The following is a 17,901-nucleotide window of genomic DNA, read 5'->3' on the forward strand; positions in this document are numbered from 1 at the left end:
TATTAGGAGTGTCTTCTTTGTGTGGCCAGCAATCAGGTGACGATCTGCTTGACGAAATAACGCACCGCTTTCTTGCCACCGTGGATCACCGCGTCGCCGACCTCGCTAAAGCCCAGCGCGGCGTGGAACGCGTCCGAGGCAGGATTGGGCGGATCGGCGTTGACTTCGCAGGTGACCAGCGTGTGGCCGGCGCGTTCGGCATGTTCGAACAGGTCCTGATAGAGCCGGCGCGCATGGCCGCGGCCCCTTGCATGTGCCGCCACGACGACGCGGTCGACATAGATGAAGCGTTCGTAGCGTTCGCGGAACCAGATGAAATTCGGGCTGTCGTAGTTGGCTTCCTGGTCGAAGGTCATGATGAAGGCTTCGAGATCGCCGATGCGCCGTGCGTAGAACGCCTCGCCGAGCAGGAACGACAGCCGCTCGGCTTCGAGCCAGGACAGTTCGGCGGCATGCCCGTTGTTGAGCGCCAGTATGTCCGCTTCGTCGGCTTGCGCTATACGGTCGATCAGGATGGTCATGCCCTGGCCGCCGCGATCGTCGCCGCCACCAACGGTGTGTCGGTCACTGTGTTGCGGTATTCGCGATCGAGATCGGAGCCGCCCATGCCAACCTTGGGATTGCGGTAGTGCATGGCGCTTGGCACGTCCTTCAGCGCCGCAAAGTGCATTTCGGCCAGACCGGTCTTTTGGCGCACCTCGGCGATGTTGCCGAGATCGAGCCCGCCGCAACCGAGGATGATGATGCGGTCGCCCGCCTTCCGCACGAGATCCGCCAGCAAGGACAATCCTTCGATCGCGGTGTCGCGTTGGCCGCTGGTCAGCACGCGGCCGACCTTGCACCGAATCAGCGCCTCAAGCGCCTCGGCCGGGTCGCGTGTCATGTCGAAGGCGCGATGGCAGGTAACGTTCAGGGAGCCGGCGGCCTCCGTCAATTCGGCCATGCGCTTCTCGTCGATCGTGCCGTCGGCGTTCAGGCAGCCATACACCACGCCCGGCACCCCGAGGTCGCGTAGCGCCGCGACATCGGCGAGCATCGAGCGGTATTCGGTCTCACTGTAGAGAAAATCGCCGCCGCGCGGCCGCACCATGACGTGAAACGGCACGGTCGCCTGGTCGAGAGCCGTGCGCACCGTGCCGAGGCTCGGCGTAATGCCGCCTTCGACCAGGCTTGCGCACAGTTCGACCCGGTCGGCGCCGGCAGCCTGCGCGGCGAGCAGGCCATCAATGCCTTCGACGCAGATTTCGATCAGCGGCATGCGGGTTTCCGTGGTCAAGGGGCGATCCAGTCCATGATGTCGCGCAAAGCCCTAGCACCCGGGCGGCTGGCGCGAAAGCGTGAACCGCGCACCGCCATTTGGACCAGCCGACATTTCCCGGCTTGACAGTCTTATAACTGTGTAGTTATGAGTAACATATAGCTGCACGGTTATGAATTGGCCAGTGGCCGTGCGGCGGCAGCCGAAATTCCATCTTCTGAAATCCCGGACGGGTTGCTTCCGGGCTCGGCAAAACACGTCCTGACGAAACGCTTCAAAAGGAGAAGACCATGCAAGCCAGACTCAAGAATCCCGTGATGCTCATCCCAGGCGCCCTGCAGGCGCTGCTGGCGTTGGACAAGTCGACCGAGGCGGCCGACCTACCCTATGTGACGCGCAAGCTCATTCATCTTCGCGCCAGCCAGATCAATGCCTGCAGCCTCTGCGTCGACATGCACGCGCGCGAGCTGAAGAAGGCCGGCGAGAAGGACGAGCGCATTTTTTCGCTGGCGGCATGGCGCGAGACGCCTTACTTCACCGACGCCGAACGGGCCGCCCTGGCGCTGGCCGAAGCCGGCACGAGGCTCGCCGACCGGCCCGACGCCGTGCCGGACGATGTCTGGGACGAAGCCGCCCGCCACTATGATGAAAAGGCGCTTGCCGCGCTGGTTGTCCAGATCGCCCTGATCAACGCCTTCAACCGGCTGAATGCGACGACACGACAGATGGTCGGCAGCTGGAGCTGAGCACTGGTCCTGCGCTGGCGGCAGATGGTTATCCGATACGCAACGGGAAGGCGGGCGGCGAGTTGCCTCACGCCTTTCGCCACATGAGCGTGACGCTTGGCTACTGCCGCAATTCCGTGTTCTTGGCGCCTTGCTCGACCTGGTCGATCACCAGGAGCTTGACCGGGCCATCGCCGATGTTCGTGGCCTGATGCCACTGGCCGATCATCTCGATGATGAAATCGCCTGCTTTGTAGGTGTTGCTGTTGCCCGTCTCAACATTGGTGACCTTCAGCGTTCCAGCCTCGACATAAGCATAGCGCGGGAAGGGGTGCCTGTGCACCGGCAAGGTCGCGCCCGGCGCGATGTCATAGGTCGACACCAGCACCTGCACGTTCTTCTGCGGCAGCGTGATCGGCTGACCGGAAGCGGTGGTCGTGCGGGATACGAGCGGGGTGACGACGACAGGCGGTCTGCTGCTGTCCAGTGCCAGAGCGCAATTCGCGTAGAGCGCAGCCACGGCCAGCAGAACCGAAACCAGGAGTTTGCGCATGATTCCTCCCTCAACCGAGGCCATCTATCGCCCGGCGGACAACCCCGCGCAAGCGGGAGCGGCGCGACATTGCGATGAATTGCCTCCTTCGACCCACCAGCCGTTGTCCTCCCTTATCCTCAGGGGAGGCAATGGCGGTTTTCGACGTTGCCGAAATTTGACGCAGAACAATGTGCCACCAGATCGCCGGCCCTACAGAATTGCGCTCAGTCGTAGGAGCGCGGACATGAAATTTGATGCAATGACCAGACGCATGGTGGTAGGCACAACGGTCTCCTTTCCACCCACAGGCGCCGCTGCGGCGGAAGAGATTCTTGCCGCAAACTCCAACGAAAGCCCCATCCTGGTGGGTTTCCGGCGTTGGGAAGCAATGATGAATTCGATCTCCCTGGATATTTCCGACCGCGATCTGAAACGCGTTTATCAAGACATGTCGGAGATCGTGACAGCCATCCTCGCCATACGGGCCACAAATGCGCGCGAGTTCGCAGCGCAGTTCCTGGTTGTTTGCAACGGCGACGCGATCGAATGCCGTCGGGCGGCCCAACAGCTCCATGCCCATGCGCAGAGCATTGTCGGTATGGCGTGAAGGGCACATGGGATGGCTCCGCAGGCTTGCTCGCCGTTCCACGTGATCCATCGCAAGCTCGTTAGAAAGCAATGGTGAAGCGGCGATTTTATAGCGCTCGCCCCGGGCCGCTCTCTCGCCTCCGCCGGCTTTGATCTGCCTTCAGCGCGCGATCGGAGATGGGCCGCTTCATTCAATTGATGGATGAACCTGCATATGAGCAAGTGCTAATAGACACTCACGTCCTATGTTTTGCGGAGGCTAGCTGGTGGGTGGCCCAATATGACCAAGACGACACTCATTGCTCTCGCTGTCTTTGCCATCAGCATCGACCATGGCTACGCCAAGGACAAGGACCGGCCGGTTTGCACCGCGTCGAGCCCACTCGTCAAAGTTCTCGGTAACAAATGTTTGCTCGTCAAGGGTTCGATGATCTATGGCGACATTGCCGAGCTTTCCCAGATAGTCCGGTTGGCCTGGTAGCCAAGGCGGCGGCATGTTCGCCATCCTCTCGATCACCGCGCTGGTCGACCACAGAGGCAAGCCGGCTCCCTTTCGGAAGTGGTTGGCGACCGGCGCCATCGAACTTGCCTTCGTGGAAAGTCTGATAGCCAGTTTGATCTGATTTGACGCGGCGTCTTTGCGCGTCAATCGCAGGGGCTCGCCAAAGCGCGCATGGTTTTCCACCGTTAACTCTTTGGATCGAGTTTTCTTGCTGGCGCTTCGGCGACTCGTTTATTAGAGACCTCTTATGGAGAGACGGTACGCAATCCGAAGAGTCGATGATGGGCTCTGGGAGGTCTACGACATAGACAACAACAAGGTTGTGTGCGTGGGTGGAGTGCCCTTGACAAACTTGTTGGGTGAAGACGCGCTCGACGCGTTGGATCTGATAAGGGGTGGCTTCCTGACCCCGGGCCAGTCCAGGAGGACAAAGGCCTAACCCAGGTGCCAGTTCAGGGCGACTTGTCGGGCGGCGGAAGTTGCAATCCCAGATGCAAACGCTGATCGACAGCGAAAGCGACGGCATCGGACTCACGTTGGAAGGCCCTAGAATATGTGTTGCCGTCCGTTGTTACGATTGTAACAACCCACTCGCCCAAGGACTGGCTGATTTCTACGGCTGGGAGCGACGGTTTGGTGTCAGCCATGCTCCTGCTTCAAAACTGACGGTTTCGGAATGTCTCACGACGTCGGTTGCCCTCAATATTAGATCTTCTGAATATATGCCATAGATGGCTGGGATTCTCCAAATCGTGCGACCCAGTCTGCCGGGTGGTGCCCGCTGGGCCTGGGTGGTTTGGGCTTCTTTCGGCGCGAGCCGGCTATCGCTTTCGGGCCACGCTCATCGGGGTGCCTCGGCTCCGCCGGGGGGCTGCCTGGCATCACCTTTCAAACCCTGCGCAGCTTTGATCACGGCCTTGCGGCTGTTGCCGTGTCTTAGGATCAACTCCCAGACCAGGTCCGCAGTCAAACCGTTCTCCGAAGCGAAACTTTCGACCTGATGGTCGTGAATAGCATCATGCCAGGCCTTATAGCCGCCCATTTGGGTCTCCGCTCCAGGCGCCACATGGTAAATATATGCGTAAATGCTAATGTGAGAGAAACATGCGAACGAAGGACGTGACCAGGCCGATGGCGCGGTCCAGGAGGCCGTCTAGACGCTTTTCGACTGACTGACCTTCGCGCGGGTTCAACGCCGCAGCGAACCTCTGACCACCTCGACGACCAGCTCACGGTTTTTGTTGAGATATCCGACAGCACCGGTGTTGAAGGTTCCGCCGATCCCGACGACGACGCCAACTGCCCCCAAAGGCAAAGCGCAATTTCGCGCTCACGCGGACATCATAGCTAAGTGTTTGAAAATGTTTGGCTCCCCGGGCCGGTCCAGCTTCTCGGCGGGTTCGACCTGTAGCTCGATACTGTATAAGATAGCTGCGCTTACCGGATGAAAACACGCGCAGCCCGAAGCCAGGCAACTCGTCATCCCAAAGGAAATAGTCCGACTTTTACGGTGTGCTGACAAAGAGCCCCTCCGCTTCGGAACTATACGAAAAGTAAGAATAAAATGCGAAATATACCCGAGGAATTTAGCATTCGTACGGGCCGTGTACTAGCACTTCGCTTTTCTCGCTGGGCAACCCAAGCTCACATAGATTAGATCTATCTAAGCTTATGAAATATTTTCAAAATGTTCGCATGCAGGTCTCAACAGGCGATCACGGCTGTGTTACCAAGTCGATTGCAAGGGCTTTAGAAGACTGTCGCGACAGACCAATAAGTTGCGAGCAGTTTATGTTGTCGATCGCCATCTTGGACGGCCTGTGACTGCCTTCAGATTGCGCTTGTCGGGTCAGGGGTAAGTCTGGCGGTGAGGTTGCTCCTCTTCGCTCCATGGTGTCGTCTCGTTTCACGAGGTTCGCCCAGTGTCGCCATCGAAAAGTATCGTAGCCGCACCAGAAGTCACGCTAGAATGTCTGATAGCGCTATGACAGTAAATAATGTTTCTCTGTGGCACGAGAAATACCCAAGCGGAAGATGGATAAGGTGTTTATTCGCCCTGGTGCCGCTGTTGTTTTGTACCGATGCCACCGCAGAACAGGTGAATCGGCAACGGGTTGCGATCTGCCCGACCAACCAATTGATACATGCCAAAGAAATCTGGGGAGAGTTTGCCTCCAACGATGAGGCAACAGATTTTGCTAGACGCAAGTTTCTAGCTCTTGGCGAAGAGGGGTTTGCAAACTGGCTATCGTGCCAGCGTTTCGACGTGCGCGTTAGCTCTGGCCGCGGCGCGACAACGAATATTCATGCAACTTATATAACGCGCCACGGAGACGAGGATCTTTGGGTGCCCCAAGGGGTCTACTACTGGCTTTTCCCGCCAAGGAATTACTACATAGAAGTGCATGTCAAAAATAGGCGCCTGATAGATATTACTGCCACCGCCATCAGCGAATAGGCGGTAACGGTGCCGATCCCGAAGATTAGTAAATTCTACCTCTCGATCACTCAGTCATCACTCCGGGCGAATTGGTCATGCTCATCGTGCCGGTGGCTGACGACCTCACCGTCGAAGCGCGCGTCGCTCCGCAAGACATTGATCAACTGAAGCTTGGCCAGGAGGCGGGGCTGAAGTTTTCGGCATTCAATCAGCGCGTGACGCCGGAGCTGATTGGCAGTGTCAGCGAGATCTCCGCCGACCTCAGCATGGATGAACGCAGTGGTGCAGGCTCTACACCGTCCGCATTGGCATCTCGGGCGCCGAGCTCAAAAAGTTGAAGGATCTAACCTTGTCGCCCGGCATGCCGGTCGAGGTGTTCTTTTCGACCGGCAACCGGACGATGCTTTCCTATTTGGTGAAGCCGCTGGCAGACCAGATCGATCGGGCATTCAGGGATGACTAATGGAGGACAGTCCACGCACATGCCGGTCTCGCAGAGCTCGGGGGAAGGGAGGCCTTCGCTGAGGCGCCACCGTAACCTCAGCGCGAGCTGGCTCGGTGCCATGTCCCTTCGGCCGAATTCAGATTGCTCCTAAGAGAAAATATTCCGGTTTCTCAACCCACAGTGCCGATCGATCGCAGCTTCAGCTCTGCGGGTTTTGCCGCCAGGGTCGCGACGCCGGGGCTCTCCGTCCATGCGATTCGGGGCGATTCCCGTTTAAATCGGCGCCTAGCTAAGTCGAGTTGTGTAGATATGCTGTAGATCAGCCGATTTTCGACTGATCCGGAAAACTCTGCAGGCCTTGGAAAACTTGGCTCCCCGGGCCGGATTCGAACCAGCGACCAACCGGTTAACAGCCGGTTGCTCTACCACTGAGCTACCGGGGAACGGATGCTCTTCAGCAAGTGGCGCAGCCTATAGCAAACACCTTTCGGCTTTGCAAAGAAGCATTTCGCTTTTTTCCGAGACTTTTTCGCGCGGCCGTTTCTCGCAATCGGCGGCGTCCGCCCTCATATTAGCCGTCTTGGCGATGGGCGCGGAACCGAAACGGCGGTCGCGGCTTTCGTAAACAGACTTTTTCGAGCGACCAGACGGGCAGCCATTGGCGATGACGGCAGCAGACGAAAATCGGATACCGGCGCGAAAGATCTCGATTTTCGGGCGTGAATTCACGATGCCGCAATCGCGCGGCCTCAGAATCACGATCGGCGTTCTTTTGACCATCGGCGGCGTTCTCGGCTTTCTGCCGATTCTCGGCTTCTGGATGGTTCCGATCGGATTGCTGGTGCTCTCCTATGAATTCGCCATGGTACGGCGCCACCGGCGTCGCTTCGTCGTCTGGTGGGAGCGGCGGCGTCGGCCGGATGGAACGACGGGCACGAAGCCGCGCCTTTGACCTCCCATTCTTCCGCTGCGTTATGCCCTTGTTCGGGTTTCGGTTTTTGCGAATCCGCTTTTCGGTTCGCACCTCTCTCCAAATCCTCGCGGATTTCCCTGAGAACGGCGGCAGCCGAGGCGAGACGCGCGCGGTCGCGCGGCGAAAGCCTGGCGGTGCCGTCTATTGCAAGGCAGTCGATGGCATGGCGCAGCAACGCCTCGCATGCTGATCGCGACAGGCCGTCCCAGGCGCGCGTTCCGGTGTTCTGCGTTGCCGACCGCATGGCGAAGTCCTCCTCGTTTCTCAACGGTGTCAAGCGCGTGGAGTTTCTCGTGATCTCCTGCTATACTTAATGATCGTCTAATATGCGGCGGGGCCGACGGTTGCCGCGACGCTCGATGGGGAGGGTCGGATTCTTGCAGAGGAAACCGCGCCGAATGCGTGGTGGCCGCTTGACGCCATTTTCGCCGCAACCTATTGGAACCGGGTGGAACGCCGGGAGCAACGAGGCCTCGTGGCGGAGTGGTTACGCAGAGGACTGCAAATCCTTGCACCCCGGTTCGATTCCGGGCGAGGCCTCCAATACCCGGGCTCCCGCGCGCTCAGCGCCGGAGCCTCACGTTCTCATCGAAATGAACCGCGGTTCTGGCGCGGCAAGCGGATTGGTTGGAACATGAGCGCTGATTTCTCCGAGCTTCGCGTCAAGATGGTCGACGGTCAGGTTCGCACCACCGACGTGACCAGCGCCCCGTTGCTGGAGGCCATGCTTACCGTGCCGCGCGAGGTCTTCGTTGCCGACCGCCAGCGCGATCTCGCCTATATCGACGAGGACATCCGCATTGCCGATGGCGCCGATGGCGCGCGCTATCTGATGGAAGCATCGCCGCTGGCCAAGCTGATGCAGCTGGCCGAGATCAATGCGACCGATTCGGCGCTCGATGTCGGCTGTGGCACCGGCTATGCCTCGGCCATCCTGTCGCGGCTGGCGAGGTCGGTCGTGGCGCTCGAAAGCGATTCGGCGCTGGCGCAGATCGCGGCCTCGACCCTTTCCGGCCTTGGCTGCGGCAATGTGACCGTGGTCCAGGGCGCTCTGGCGCAGGGCCATGCGGCCAAGGCACCCTATGACGTCATCTTCATCGGCGGCAGTGTCGAGAAAGTGCCGGCGCCATTGCTCGATCAGCTCGCCGAAGGCGGCCGACTCGTCGCGGTCGAAGGGCGTGGCAACTCCGGCGTGGCGCGACTTTTTTTCAGGGCTGGGGGGGTTGTAACCGGGAGAAGGGCATTTAATGCGGCAATTAAGCCACTACCGGGATTCGAACGTGAGCATGCTTTTGAATTCTGAATGATTTAGCCTTGCAGCGGAGGCTTTGTCATGGTCGCTTACATTTGAACAATCGTTGCTAATCCCAGACTGGGGGCACTTTGGGACCGAGTGACAGGGAACGAAACACGCCACTCCGGCTGCTCTGACGAGAAGCTGGCGCGGCGTAGTTCCCATGGAAAACGAATGAGGGATATACCCGTGCCGTCTGTATCCAAGACCCTTTTTGCCGCCGTCCTCGTCTCCGCGACCGCGCTCTCCCCACTGACCGCGTCGGCGGAGACCATCACCGGCGCGCTCGCCAAGGCCTACCAATACAATTCCACACTGAATTCATCCCGCGCCGGCGTGCGCGTTACCGACGAAGGCGTGGCCATCGCCAAATCGGGCTGGCGCCCGACGATTACGGGATCGGCTTCCATCGATTATACAAACACGCGCCAGGCAAATGGCGGCGGCAACTCGAAGCTGACGAGCGGCGGCTACGGCATTCAGATCAACCAGTCGCTGTTTGACGGCTTTCAGACGAAAAACAACGTGGCGGCGGCGGAATCCCAGGTGAAGGCGTCGGTCGAGAGCCTGCGCAACACCGAGGAGAACACGCTGTTCAGCGCGGCCACTGCCTATATGGACGTGATCCGGGATCGGCAGATCGCGGTGCTGACCGAACAGAACCTGCAGTTCCTGACCGAGCAGGCACGTGCGGCGAGGTCGCGTTTCGAGGTTGGTGAGGGCACGCGCACCGATGTCGCGCAGGCCGATGCGTCGCGCGCCTCTGCGGTGGCCTCGCTGAGTGCGGCCCGCGCGCAGGCGCTGGCCAGCGCCGCAACCTACCACCAGGTCGTCGGTGACGAGCCGGGCAAGCTCAAGCCCGCTTCGCCGTTGGCCAGGCTGCTGCCGTCGAGCCTCGATGCGGCGATTGCGATCGGGGCGAATGAACATCCGGCCATTCTCGCCACCCAGCATCTCGTCGACGCGGCGGCGTTTTCGGTGAAGTCGGCGGAAGGCGCGCTATTGCCGCAACTGTCGGCGTCGGCCGGGATCTCGGAAAACTACCGCAACGCCATCCCCGACCTGTCCGGTTCCAACGGCAATTCGACCTCGGCCAATATCGGCGCGACGCTGACCATTCCTATCTATTCGGGCGGGCGGACCTCGGCGGTCGTGCGGCAGAACAAGGAATCGCTTGGCCAGGCCCGCATCCAGGTCGACGTCAGCCGCGACCAGGTTCGCCAGGCCGTTGCCACCGCATGGTCGCAATACACGGCCGCACAGCAGAGCGTCTCGGCCAACAAGCAGGTGATCGACGCCGCGCAACTGGCGCTGAACGGCGTCATCGAGGAGCGCAATGTCGGCCAGAGGACCACGCTCGACGTGCTCAACGCGCAAGCCGCCGTCATCACCGCCAAGATCAACCAGGCCAATTCCGAACACGATGTGGTGGTGGCGAGCTATGCCATCCTGTCGGCGATGGGTCGCCTGTCGGTCGACCGGCTTGCCTTGCAGGTCACCAAGTACAAGCCCGAAGAGCACTACAACGCCGTCAAGGACAAGTGGATCGGCGTGCGCACGCCGGACGGCCGCTGACGCCGGTGGCTCGACTCTTGTCGAGCCGTCCGAGCCTTGCTTGAAAACCGGTTCCACTTCGGTTTCGTGCCTGTCCTTTTGCATTGGCGCGATTGCGAGGGGCGCGCTACGCGCTTTTCCCGGGAAGGCGATTTCACACTTTTCCCAGAATTGCCTCTAATCTGTTGAAATCCCACATGTCCCCAGATTGGGGATTCTCGTGCAGCGATCCGTCGGTTACGCTGTCGCCATGATTCGAATCCGGCTTCCGCCGGAGCGGAAGAACCAACAGGTCACAAGGGCGGCGGATGTGACGATGGCAACGGCAAGCAGCGCACAGCGCGAACCTTCCATGGAAGAGATACTGGCTTCCATCAGGAGGATCATCGAGGACAGCGACAGCGGTCGCAAGCAGCCCGGCGAGATCGAAGAGCTGCGGCAGGACCTGGAGCCGCCGCCGGGCGAGGCTCCCGCCGCCGATGTCGATGCGTTTCGCACCGAACTGCATACCGCCCCCGAAATCAGGAAGCCAGTCGTGCTCGCGGAAGTCCAGCCGCCTTCACCCGAGCCGGTGATCGCGCACGTGGAATCGCAGACGCTCGCCGATCCCGTGCCGCCCAAGCCCTCGATGACGTTGGCTGAGGTCAGCGCCAGGATCGCCGCCGAGCCTGCGCCCATTGCCGCGACTGAAGCGCCGCCCGCCTCGCAGGCCAACGCGACAAGCGATGCCATCGTTGCCGATTGGCGGCGCGAGATCGCGGCGGTCGGAGAGCAGACGAAAGCGATACCTGACAGGAGCATCCGCAAGCCGGCCGCCCAGCCCGAGGCGCCGATGGGCGAACCGGTGGTGGAACGGGCGTTCGAACGGCCGTCTTCAAGCGAGGCCGCGGCAGATGTCGCCCAGGTGCGCGCGGGGGCAAATGAAGCGCCCGCGGCGCGCCCAGCGATCCTTTCCGAACACACGGGCCGGCAGGTCGCGGCGGCCTTCGGCGAATTGTCCGATGCCTTTGCCAGCCGCAGCAAGAAGACATTCGACGAGATGGCCGAGGAGATGCTGCGGCCGATGCTGCAGGATTGGTTGGACAACAATCTGCCGACGCTGGTCGAGCGCCTGGTGCGCGAGGAGATCGAGCGCGTCGCGCGCGGCGCGCAGTAATCTCCTCCAACGATCACTCTCGAAACGCCGCCCATGAGGCGGCGTTTTTGTCGATGGGGTCAGCCCGCGCTGGTCGCGAAGCAGATCAGGTTGCTGTCGGGGTCTTTGACGATGAACGTGCGGGCGCCCCAGGGTTCGGTCCGCAATGTCTGGTGGAACGGGGCCGTGCTCGCCTGATATTCCAGAAACAGAGCCTTGATGTTGTCGACAACGATCGTCGCCGCCAGCAGGTCATCGGTCGGATTGGCGGCGAGTGGAGGCTTGTCGACATGGCGCAGGTTGAGCCGTGCGCCATCTCGGATGATTTGGGCGTAGAAGGGCGGCTCGCCATAGGTGAAGCGCGTCTCGAAGCCGAGCTTTTGCCGGTAGAAATAACAGGCCGCCGCGATGTCGCAGACAAAGAGCTGTGGCTCGGCATAGGCGAGATGCGGTGTGGCGGCCTCTGTTGCCGCATGATCGGTCACGGTTTGAAGGCCGTCCTTCAGCGCCTGCCAGCTCTCGAATCCCAACTTCCTGGCGACGAGTTCCTGGGCATCGGCAAGCTTGAAGCCGTGATCGAGGATCTGGCTGTCGCTGAGATGTTGGAACCGCGGCAAGAGCCATCCAATCACAGCGGCGACGGGATAGTGCCGTTCGCGATGCCATTTCAGATAGAGCTTGGCCTGTTTCTTGTGATGTTCGAGGGTCGGCATGGGCGCATACTGGGTTGAGGTGGCGTAGGCGGGCAATGCCCCTCCGGCTGGAAGCCGATGCGCCCTACTGCAGCGCCCGCACGATATGGCTGCGACCACCGGCGGTCAAGGTGCGAATGCCGCGCGCCACGACCTTCCGTTGAAATGAAGGCCGACACACCTATTTGCTTCTCATGAACCGAGGCGGCCCTTGCGGTTGACTTGGCCAAGACCTTCCGATTTACACCGAACCAGCAAAAATCCCGACAGCGCGGACCATTTCCCCATGCTTGAAAAGACCTACGACGCAAAGACCGTCGAGCCGAAGATCGCCAAAGTGTGGGAAGAGGCGGACGCCTTCCGCGCCGGCGCCGGGGCGGGAGAGGGGGCCGAAGCCTTCACCATCGTCATTCCCCCGCCCAACGTCACCGGCTCGCTGCACATGGGCCATGCGCTCAACAACACGCTGCAGGACATTCTGGTGCGCTTCGAGCGCATGCGCGGCAAGAACGTGCTGTGGCAGCCGGGCATGGACCATGCCGGCATCGCCACGCAGATGGTGGTCGAGCGGCAACTGATGGAGAAGCAGATCCACCGCCGCGACCTCACGCGCGAACAGTTCGTCGAGAAAGTGTGGGAGTGGAAGGCCGAATCGGGCGGCACCATCTTCAACCAGCTGAAGCGGCTCGGCGCCTCGGCCGATTGGTCGCGCGAACGTTTCACCATGGATGAAGGCCTGTCGAAGGCCGTGCTCGAAGTCTTCGTCACGCTCTACAAGGAAGGGCTGATCTACAAGGACAAGCGCCTTGTGAACTGGGACCCGAAACTTTTGACCGCGATCTCGGACCTCGAGGTCGAGCAGCAGGAGGTCAACGGGAATCTCTGGCACTTCCGCTATCCCTTGGAGGGCGAGACCTTCGATCCGGAAAATCCGAAAACCTTCATCACGGTCGCGACCACGCGTCCGGAAACGATGCTGGGCGATACAGCGGTGGCGGTGCATCCGGATGACGAGCGGTACCGGCATCTGGTCGGCAACAATGTCGTGCTGCCGATCGTCGGCCGAAAAATCCCAGTGGTGGCGGACGAGTACTCCGACCCCGAAAAGGGTTCGGGCGCGGTCAAGATCACGCCGGCGCATGATTTCAACGACTTCGAGGTCGGCAAGCGCCACAAGCTGCCGGCGATCAACATCCTGACCATCGAAGCCGCCATTAAGTTGAAGGACAATGAAGACTTCCTCGCCGGTCTCGATGCGACACCGGAGCGCCAGGCCGTCTGGCACGAGCTTGATGGGCTCGACCGCTTCGCCGCGCGCAAGAAGATCGTCGAACTGATGGAAGCCGGCGGCTACCTCGACAAGGTCGAGCCGCATCGCCATGCGGTGCCGCATGGCGACCGCGGTGGCGTGCCGATCGAGCCGTTCCTGACCGAGCAGTGGTACGCCAACGCGGCGGAACTGGCCAAGCCGGCGATCGCCTCGGTACGTGAGGGGCGCACCAACTTCGTGCCGAAGAATTGGGAAAAGACCTATTTCGACTGGATGGAGAACATCCAGCCCTGGTGCATCTCGCGCCAGCTGTGGTGGGGTCATCAGATCCCGGCCTGGTACGGACCCGATGGGCGCGTCTTCGTCGAGAAGACCGAGGAAGAGGCGCTGAGCGCGGCGATCGAATATTACCTGGCGCTCGAAGGCCCGTGGAAGGCCTGGGTCGAGGACAAGCTGGAAAACTTCCAGCCGGGCGAGATCCTGACCCGTGACGAGGATGTGCTCGACACCTGGTTCTCCTCGGCGCTGTGGCCGTTCTCGACCTTGGGCTGGCCCGACCAGACGCCGGAGCTGAAGACCTACTACCAGACCGACGTGCTGGTGACCGGCTTCGATATCATATTCTTCTGGGTGGCCCGCATGATGATGATGGGCCTGCATTTCATGGACGAGGAGCCTTTCCACACCGTCTATGTGCACGCGTTGGTGCGCGACAAGAACGGTGCCAAGATGTCGAAGTCGAAAGGCAACGTCATCGATCCGCTCGACCTCATCGATGAATATGGCGCCGATGCGTTGCGCTTCACCTTGACCGTGATGGCGGCGCAAGGCCGCGACGTGAAGCTCGACCCGGCGCGCATCGCCGGCTACCGCAATTTTGGCACCAAGCTGTGGAACGCGACGCGTTTCGCGGAGATGAACGAAGTCGCGCGCAATGACGATTTCTGGCTGAACGACGCGAAGCTGGCGGTCAACCGCTGGATCCTGACCGAGTTGACGCGGGCCGCGCGCGAAATCACCGACGGCATCACGTCCTACCGCTTCAACGAGGCGGCAGGAGCTGCCTACCGTTTTGTCTGGAACCTGTTCTGCGACTGGTATCTCGAACTCTTGAAGCCGGTGTTCATGGGCACGGACGAGGCGGCCAAGGCCGAGAGCCGCGCCTGCGTCGCCTTCGTGCTCGACGAAATCTACAAGCTCCTGCATCCGATGATGCCGTTCATGACGGAAGAGCTGTGGGCGCAGACGGCGGGCGAGGGCAAGGAGCGCGCTTCGCTGTTGTGTCACGCCGCCTGGCCCTCGCCCGACTTCGAGGACGCGGATGCGGCTGCCGACATCAACTGGCTGGTCGACCTGGTGTCCGGCATCCGCTCGGTGCGCTCCGAGATGAACGTGCCGCCGGCGGCGATAGCGCCGCTGGTCGTGGTCGGCGCCAATGATGTGACGCGTGAGCGCCTGGTCCGCGAGGATTCGGCGATCAAGCGGCTGGCCCGCGTCGGCGAGATCTCGTTGGCGGACGCCGCGCCCAAGGGCGCTGCGCAGATGGTCCTCAACGAGGCCACGATCTGCCTGCCGCTCGGCAGCCTGATCGATCTCGCCGCCGAGGCTGCAAGGCTGCAGAAGGAACTGGCCAAGGTCACCGAGGAGATCGCGCGCCTGCACAAGAAGCTGTCGAATGAAAGATTCGTCGCCAGCGCGCCGTCCGAGATCGTCGACGCCGAGCGCGAAAAGCTCGCCGAATATCGCGACGCGCAGGATAAGCTTGCGGTGGCGTTGACCAAGGTTCGTGATGCCGGTTGAGGATAGATTCGCTGGGCTTTAGCCAGCTCTAAAATGACGATCATTTTTGCCTCCAAATTAGGCATTCCGTAGCGTTAATGTTGACGTAAACGGAAGTTTTAGCCCCATTGTTGCCATAATGTAACAATGGGGCCGAAAGGCCCTGAAAAGGGGTATTTTCGAGGCTATTGGGACGAATCTTCCTCATTTTCCGGTCGGATAAGCCCGCGTCGGGGCGCTTTTCGGCCATGCGGCGCCCGGCTTCATCATGTCGAAAATGCGTCTGGCGAGCATGTACATGTACGCCCCGAGAATTCGTTATTGCACCGTTAACCCGAATTGGTTCTAGCTTGATCCAGTACTTATTCGGGGAGGACATCCATGAACAATTTGCGTCTGAAAGCACTGCTGGGGGCAGGGTGCTTTTCGCTGGCTTTGATCGGGACGGCGATGAGTTCGGCGCATGCCGGCGGTCTGGAACGCGGCGGATATGACATCGATTTGCTGTTTGACCCAGCGCCGTTCAGCACGGAAGCTGAAGCAACCTATGTGATGCCGGATCGCAAATACGAGAATGCGCGTGGTCCGGGTGGGGCGAATCTGGGCTTGGGCACCTCGGCCGACGGAGCGGAAGGTTATTGGGTGCCGCGTATAGGAATGAAGGTCCAGGTGGTCCAGGGCGTCGACTGTATGGTCGACTATTCGCAGCCTTGGGGCGCCCATACAGCGCCGGGCATGTGGAATGGTGCGCTTTCCAATATAGAAACCGACATCAAGAGCAACAACTACGCGGGTACTTGTTCATATAAGTTTGACGTTGGTAAGGGCCAGCTTCGCCTTATCGGCGGGGTGTTCTATCAAGATATTTCTGGCTTCAAGGAAAGCTTGGTGAATGTTTTCCCGGCATTGACAGGCCGCGTCGATCTGGAGACCAGTGGCTGGGGTTGGCGCGCGGGCGTTGCTTACGAAATCCCCGACATCGCTTTGCGCGCGAGCCTCGTCTACAACTCGAAAGTCAAGCTCGACAATATCGAGGGCACGCTCGATCTCACAAGCATCGGCAGGGGCCTTACCCCGATCTACGGCTCAACACAGTACATGCCTGATTCCGTTGAACTGAAATTGCAGTCGGGTATTGCTCCCGGCTGGCTTGCCTTCGGTTCGATCAAGTGGGTGAACTGGAGCTTGCTGCAAAGCGTTCCGATCTGCCCGGTGGGTTTTCCCGCGTCGGCATGCTTCACCGGTTCTCCGGCTGCGGTGACCTCTCTCGACCTGATGTATCGTGATGGCTGGACCGTTTCGGGCGGTATCGGACATAAGTTCAATGATCAGTGGAGTGCCGCCGGCCAATTGGCCTGGGATCGTGGTACGTCGCATGGCTATGGCGCGCAGTCCGACACATGGACCTTGGGCGGCGGCGTCGCCTATACGCCGCGTCCGAATATCGAAGTGCGGCTTGCTGGAGCGATCGGCGTGCTGACCAGTGGTCACTCGGGGGAGTTGGCTGGTGAGAATGGCTATATAGCCGGCCAGGATGCCAGCTACGATTTCGGCAACGATCTGATTACGGCAATTTCTGGCGGCATCAAGATCAAGTTCTAACCTATTGAGAGTTCGACGAAAAGGCCGGGCATTGCCCGGCCTTTTTCGTTTGGGCCGGCATCGTCGGTGCTTTCGGCATCCAAGCTGCGTTGCACATAAGCCGCACTGGGAGCGCCTCGTGCGATTGTGACGTTTTGGCAACACTTTCTGAACAACCCCTGCGCTAGAAGTCAGGCCGGGGAAATTGCCTATTTCCCGCCATAAACCCGGCGCACCTCGAACCTGTCTCGGGACACGCGCCAAAAGGCTCGGCGATGGGGCAGGCCGCGCCGCCCGCGGCAAGGATGAGAATGGACGCCAAGGTCATTTCAAAGGCTAAGCTCCCTAGCCGCTATGTGACTGTCGGTCCGGCGCGTGCGCCGCACCGGTCCTATCTCTATGCCATGGGGCTTTCCGCCGCCGAGATCGCGCAGCCGCTGGTCGGCGTCGCCTCCTGCTGGAACGAAGCCGCCCCCTGCAACATCTCGCTGATGCGCCAGGCGCAAGTGGTCAAGAAGGGCGTCGCCGCCGCCAATGGCACGCCGCGCGAATTCTGCACCATCACCGTCACCGACGGCATCGCCATGGGCCACCAGGGCATGAAGTCGTCGCTGGTGTCACGCGAGGTCATCGCCGATTCGGTCGAGCTCACCATGCGCGGGCATTGCTACGACGCGCTGGTCGGCCTCGCTGGCTGCGACAAGTCGCTGCCCGGCATGATGATGGCCATGGTGCGGCTCAACGTGCCGTCGATCTTCATCTATGGCGGTTCGATCCTGCCCGGCAGCTATCGCGGACGGCAGATCACCGTGCAGGACGTGTTCGAGGCGGTCGGACAGCACTCGGTCGGCACGATCGGCGATGCCGAGCTGCTCGAGATCGAGCAGGCCGCCTGTCCGTCGGCCGGTTCCTGTGGCGCCCAGTTCACCGCCAACACCATGGCGACCGTCGCAGAGGCGATTGGTCTCGCGCTGCCCTATTCCTGCGGTGCGCCGGCGCCCTACGAGATGCGCGACCGCTTCAATTTCGCCTCCGGCGAAAAGATCATGGAGCTGATCGCGAAAAACATCCGTCCGCGCGACATCGTCACGCTGAAGGCGCTGGAGAATGCGGCGACCGTGGTTTCCGCC

17 protein-coding genes, 2 tRNA genes and 1 pseudogene are annotated in these 17,901 nt (G+C 60.7%); 14 read left to right on the top strand and 6 right to left on the bottom strand.

The window, feature by feature from the left end:
* Window positions 1–32: 32 nt before the first annotated feature.
* Window positions 33–521: a GNAT family N-acetyltransferase gene (locus C1D09_RS31620; protein ID WP_143977866.1), complete on the bottom strand. Its 489-nt coding sequence runs from the start codon at window positions 519–521 to the stop codon at window positions 33–35.
* Complete coding sequence (locus C1D09_RS31625) at window positions 518–1,258, bottom strand: copper homeostasis protein CutC (protein ID WP_167514833.1); 741 nt, start codon at window positions 1,256–1,258, stop codon at window positions 518–520. Before C1D09_RS31625 ends, C1D09_RS31620 begins: the two co-directional genes overlap by 4 nt.
* Before the next feature lie 290 nt (window positions 1,259–1,548).
* Between C1D09_RS31625 and C1D09_RS31630 the strand changes: the two genes are divergently transcribed.
* Window positions 1,549–2,004, top strand: coding sequence for a carboxymuconolactone decarboxylase family protein (locus tag C1D09_RS31630; protein WP_143977868.1), 456 nt, complete (start codon window positions 1,549–1,551; stop codon window positions 2,002–2,004).
* Between the two features lie 100 nt (window positions 2,005–2,104).
* On the opposite strand, the gene C1D09_RS31635 is transcribed toward C1D09_RS31630, so the two are convergent.
* A complete protein-coding gene (locus C1D09_RS31635; protein WP_143977869.1) occupies window positions 2,105–2,536 on the bottom strand; it encodes a cupin domain-containing protein in 432 nt (143 codons plus the stop codon).
* Between the two features lie 226 nt (window positions 2,537–2,762).
* On the opposite strand from C1D09_RS31635, the gene C1D09_RS31640 reads away from it, so the two are divergent.
* The 3 genes from C1D09_RS31640 to C1D09_RS34165 all read left to right on the top strand — a co-directional run bounded on the left by C1D09_RS31640 (window position 2,763) and on the right by C1D09_RS34165 (window position 3,729).
* On the top strand, window positions 2,763–3,125 hold the full coding sequence (locus C1D09_RS31640) for a hypothetical protein (RefSeq protein ID WP_143977870.1): 363 nt from the start codon (window positions 2,763–2,765) through the stop codon (window positions 3,123–3,125).
* Between the two features lie 261 nt (window positions 3,126–3,386).
* Window positions 3,387–3,587, top strand: a complete 201-nt coding sequence (locus C1D09_RS31645; RefSeq protein ID WP_143977871.1) for a hypothetical protein — start codon at window positions 3,387–3,389, stop codon at window positions 3,585–3,587.
* A 13-nt stretch (window positions 3,588–3,600) separates the two neighbouring features.
* Window positions 3,601–3,729, top strand: a complete 129-nt coding sequence (locus C1D09_RS34165) for a hypothetical protein (protein WP_281288665.1) — start codon at window positions 3,601–3,603, stop codon at window positions 3,727–3,729.
* A gap of 720 nt (window positions 3,730–4,449) precedes the next feature.
* Here C1D09_RS34165 and C1D09_RS31655 read toward each other — a convergent pair.
* The gene (locus tag C1D09_RS31655; RefSeq protein WP_143977873.1) at window positions 4,450–4,650 is read right to left on the bottom strand and encodes a hypothetical protein; all 201 of its coding nucleotides are present in this window, start codon (window positions 4,648–4,650) and stop codon (window positions 4,450–4,452) included.
* 927 nt (window positions 4,651–5,577) lie between these two features.
* Here C1D09_RS31655 and C1D09_RS31665 point away from each other — a divergent pair.
* Together C1D09_RS31665 and C1D09_RS31670 are read left to right on the top strand one after the other, a co-directional pair.
* Window positions 5,578–6,066, top strand: a complete 489-nt coding sequence (locus C1D09_RS31665; RefSeq protein WP_143977874.1) for a hypothetical protein — start codon at window positions 5,578–5,580, stop codon at window positions 6,064–6,066.
* A 53-nt stretch (window positions 6,067–6,119) separates the two neighbouring features.
* Window positions 6,120–6,511, top strand: a pseudogene (locus C1D09_RS31670) (beta-barrel domain-containing protein); the annotation flags it as partial.
* Between the two features lie 350 nt (window positions 6,512–6,861).
* Here the strand turns inward: C1D09_RS31670 and C1D09_RS31675 are convergent.
* Window positions 6,862–6,936, bottom strand: a tRNA-Asn gene (locus C1D09_RS31675).
* Between the two features lie 221 nt (window positions 6,937–7,157).
* On the opposite strand from C1D09_RS31675, the gene C1D09_RS31680 reads away from it, so the two are divergent.
* The 5 genes from C1D09_RS31680 (at window position 7,158) to C1D09_RS31700 (ending at window position 11,470) form a co-directional block, all read left to right on the top strand.
* Entirely contained in the window at window positions 7,158–7,445 is a 288-nt protein-coding gene (locus tag C1D09_RS31680) for a hypothetical protein (RefSeq protein WP_143977875.1), read from the top strand.
* A gap of 490 nt (window positions 7,446–7,935) precedes the next feature.
* Window positions 7,936–8,009 (top strand) — tRNA-Cys (locus C1D09_RS31685).
* 91 nt (window positions 8,010–8,100) lie between these two features.
* Window positions 8,101–8,769, top strand: a complete 669-nt coding sequence (locus tag C1D09_RS31690) for a protein-L-isoaspartate O-methyltransferase family protein (protein ID WP_143977876.1) — start codon at window positions 8,101–8,103, stop codon at window positions 8,767–8,769.
* Window positions 8,770–8,949: 180 nt separating this feature from the next.
* Window positions 8,950–10,335 carry a TolC family outer membrane protein gene (locus tag C1D09_RS31695; RefSeq protein ID WP_143977877.1) on the top strand — a complete coding sequence of 462 codons (1,386 nt, stop codon included), beginning with the start codon at window positions 8,950–8,952 and terminating at the stop codon, window positions 10,333–10,335.
* A gap of 295 nt (window positions 10,336–10,630) precedes the next feature.
* Window positions 10,631–11,470, top strand: a complete 840-nt coding sequence (locus tag C1D09_RS31700; RefSeq protein WP_143977881.1) for a PopZ family protein — start codon at window positions 10,631–10,633, stop codon at window positions 11,468–11,470.
* Window positions 11,471–11,529: 59 nt separating this feature from the next.
* Here C1D09_RS31700 and C1D09_RS31705 read toward each other — a convergent pair whose 3' ends face one another.
* Window positions 11,530–12,162 (bottom strand): bleomycin resistance protein, encoded by a 633-nt coding sequence (locus C1D09_RS31705; protein ID WP_143977878.1) that lies wholly within the window; start codon window positions 12,160–12,162, stop codon window positions 11,530–11,532.
* Between the two features lie 265 nt (window positions 12,163–12,427).
* Between C1D09_RS31705 and C1D09_RS31710 the strand changes: the two genes are divergently transcribed.
* The 3 genes from C1D09_RS31710 to C1D09_RS31720 all read left to right on the top strand — a co-directional run.
* Complete coding sequence (locus tag C1D09_RS31710) at window positions 12,428–15,211, top strand: valine--tRNA ligase (protein ID WP_143977879.1); 2,784 nt, start codon at window positions 12,428–12,430, stop codon at window positions 15,209–15,211.
* A 360-nt stretch (window positions 15,212–15,571) separates the two neighbouring features.
* Window positions 15,572–16,792, top strand: a complete 1,221-nt coding sequence (locus C1D09_RS31715) for an OmpP1/FadL family transporter (protein WP_143977880.1) — start codon at window positions 15,572–15,574, stop codon at window positions 16,790–16,792.
* 290 nt (window positions 16,793–17,082) lie between these two features.
* Window positions 17,083–17,901, top strand: an 819-nt coding sequence (locus C1D09_RS31720) for a dihydroxy-acid dehydratase domain-containing protein (RefSeq protein ID WP_208760459.1), incomplete at its 3' end; no start/stop codon positions are given.

Origin of the sequence: Mesorhizobium intechi (assembly GCF_002879535.1) — a bacterium.
Classification (GTDB): Bacteria; Pseudomonadota; Alphaproteobacteria; order Rhizobiales; family Rhizobiaceae; genus Mesorhizobium; species Mesorhizobium intechi.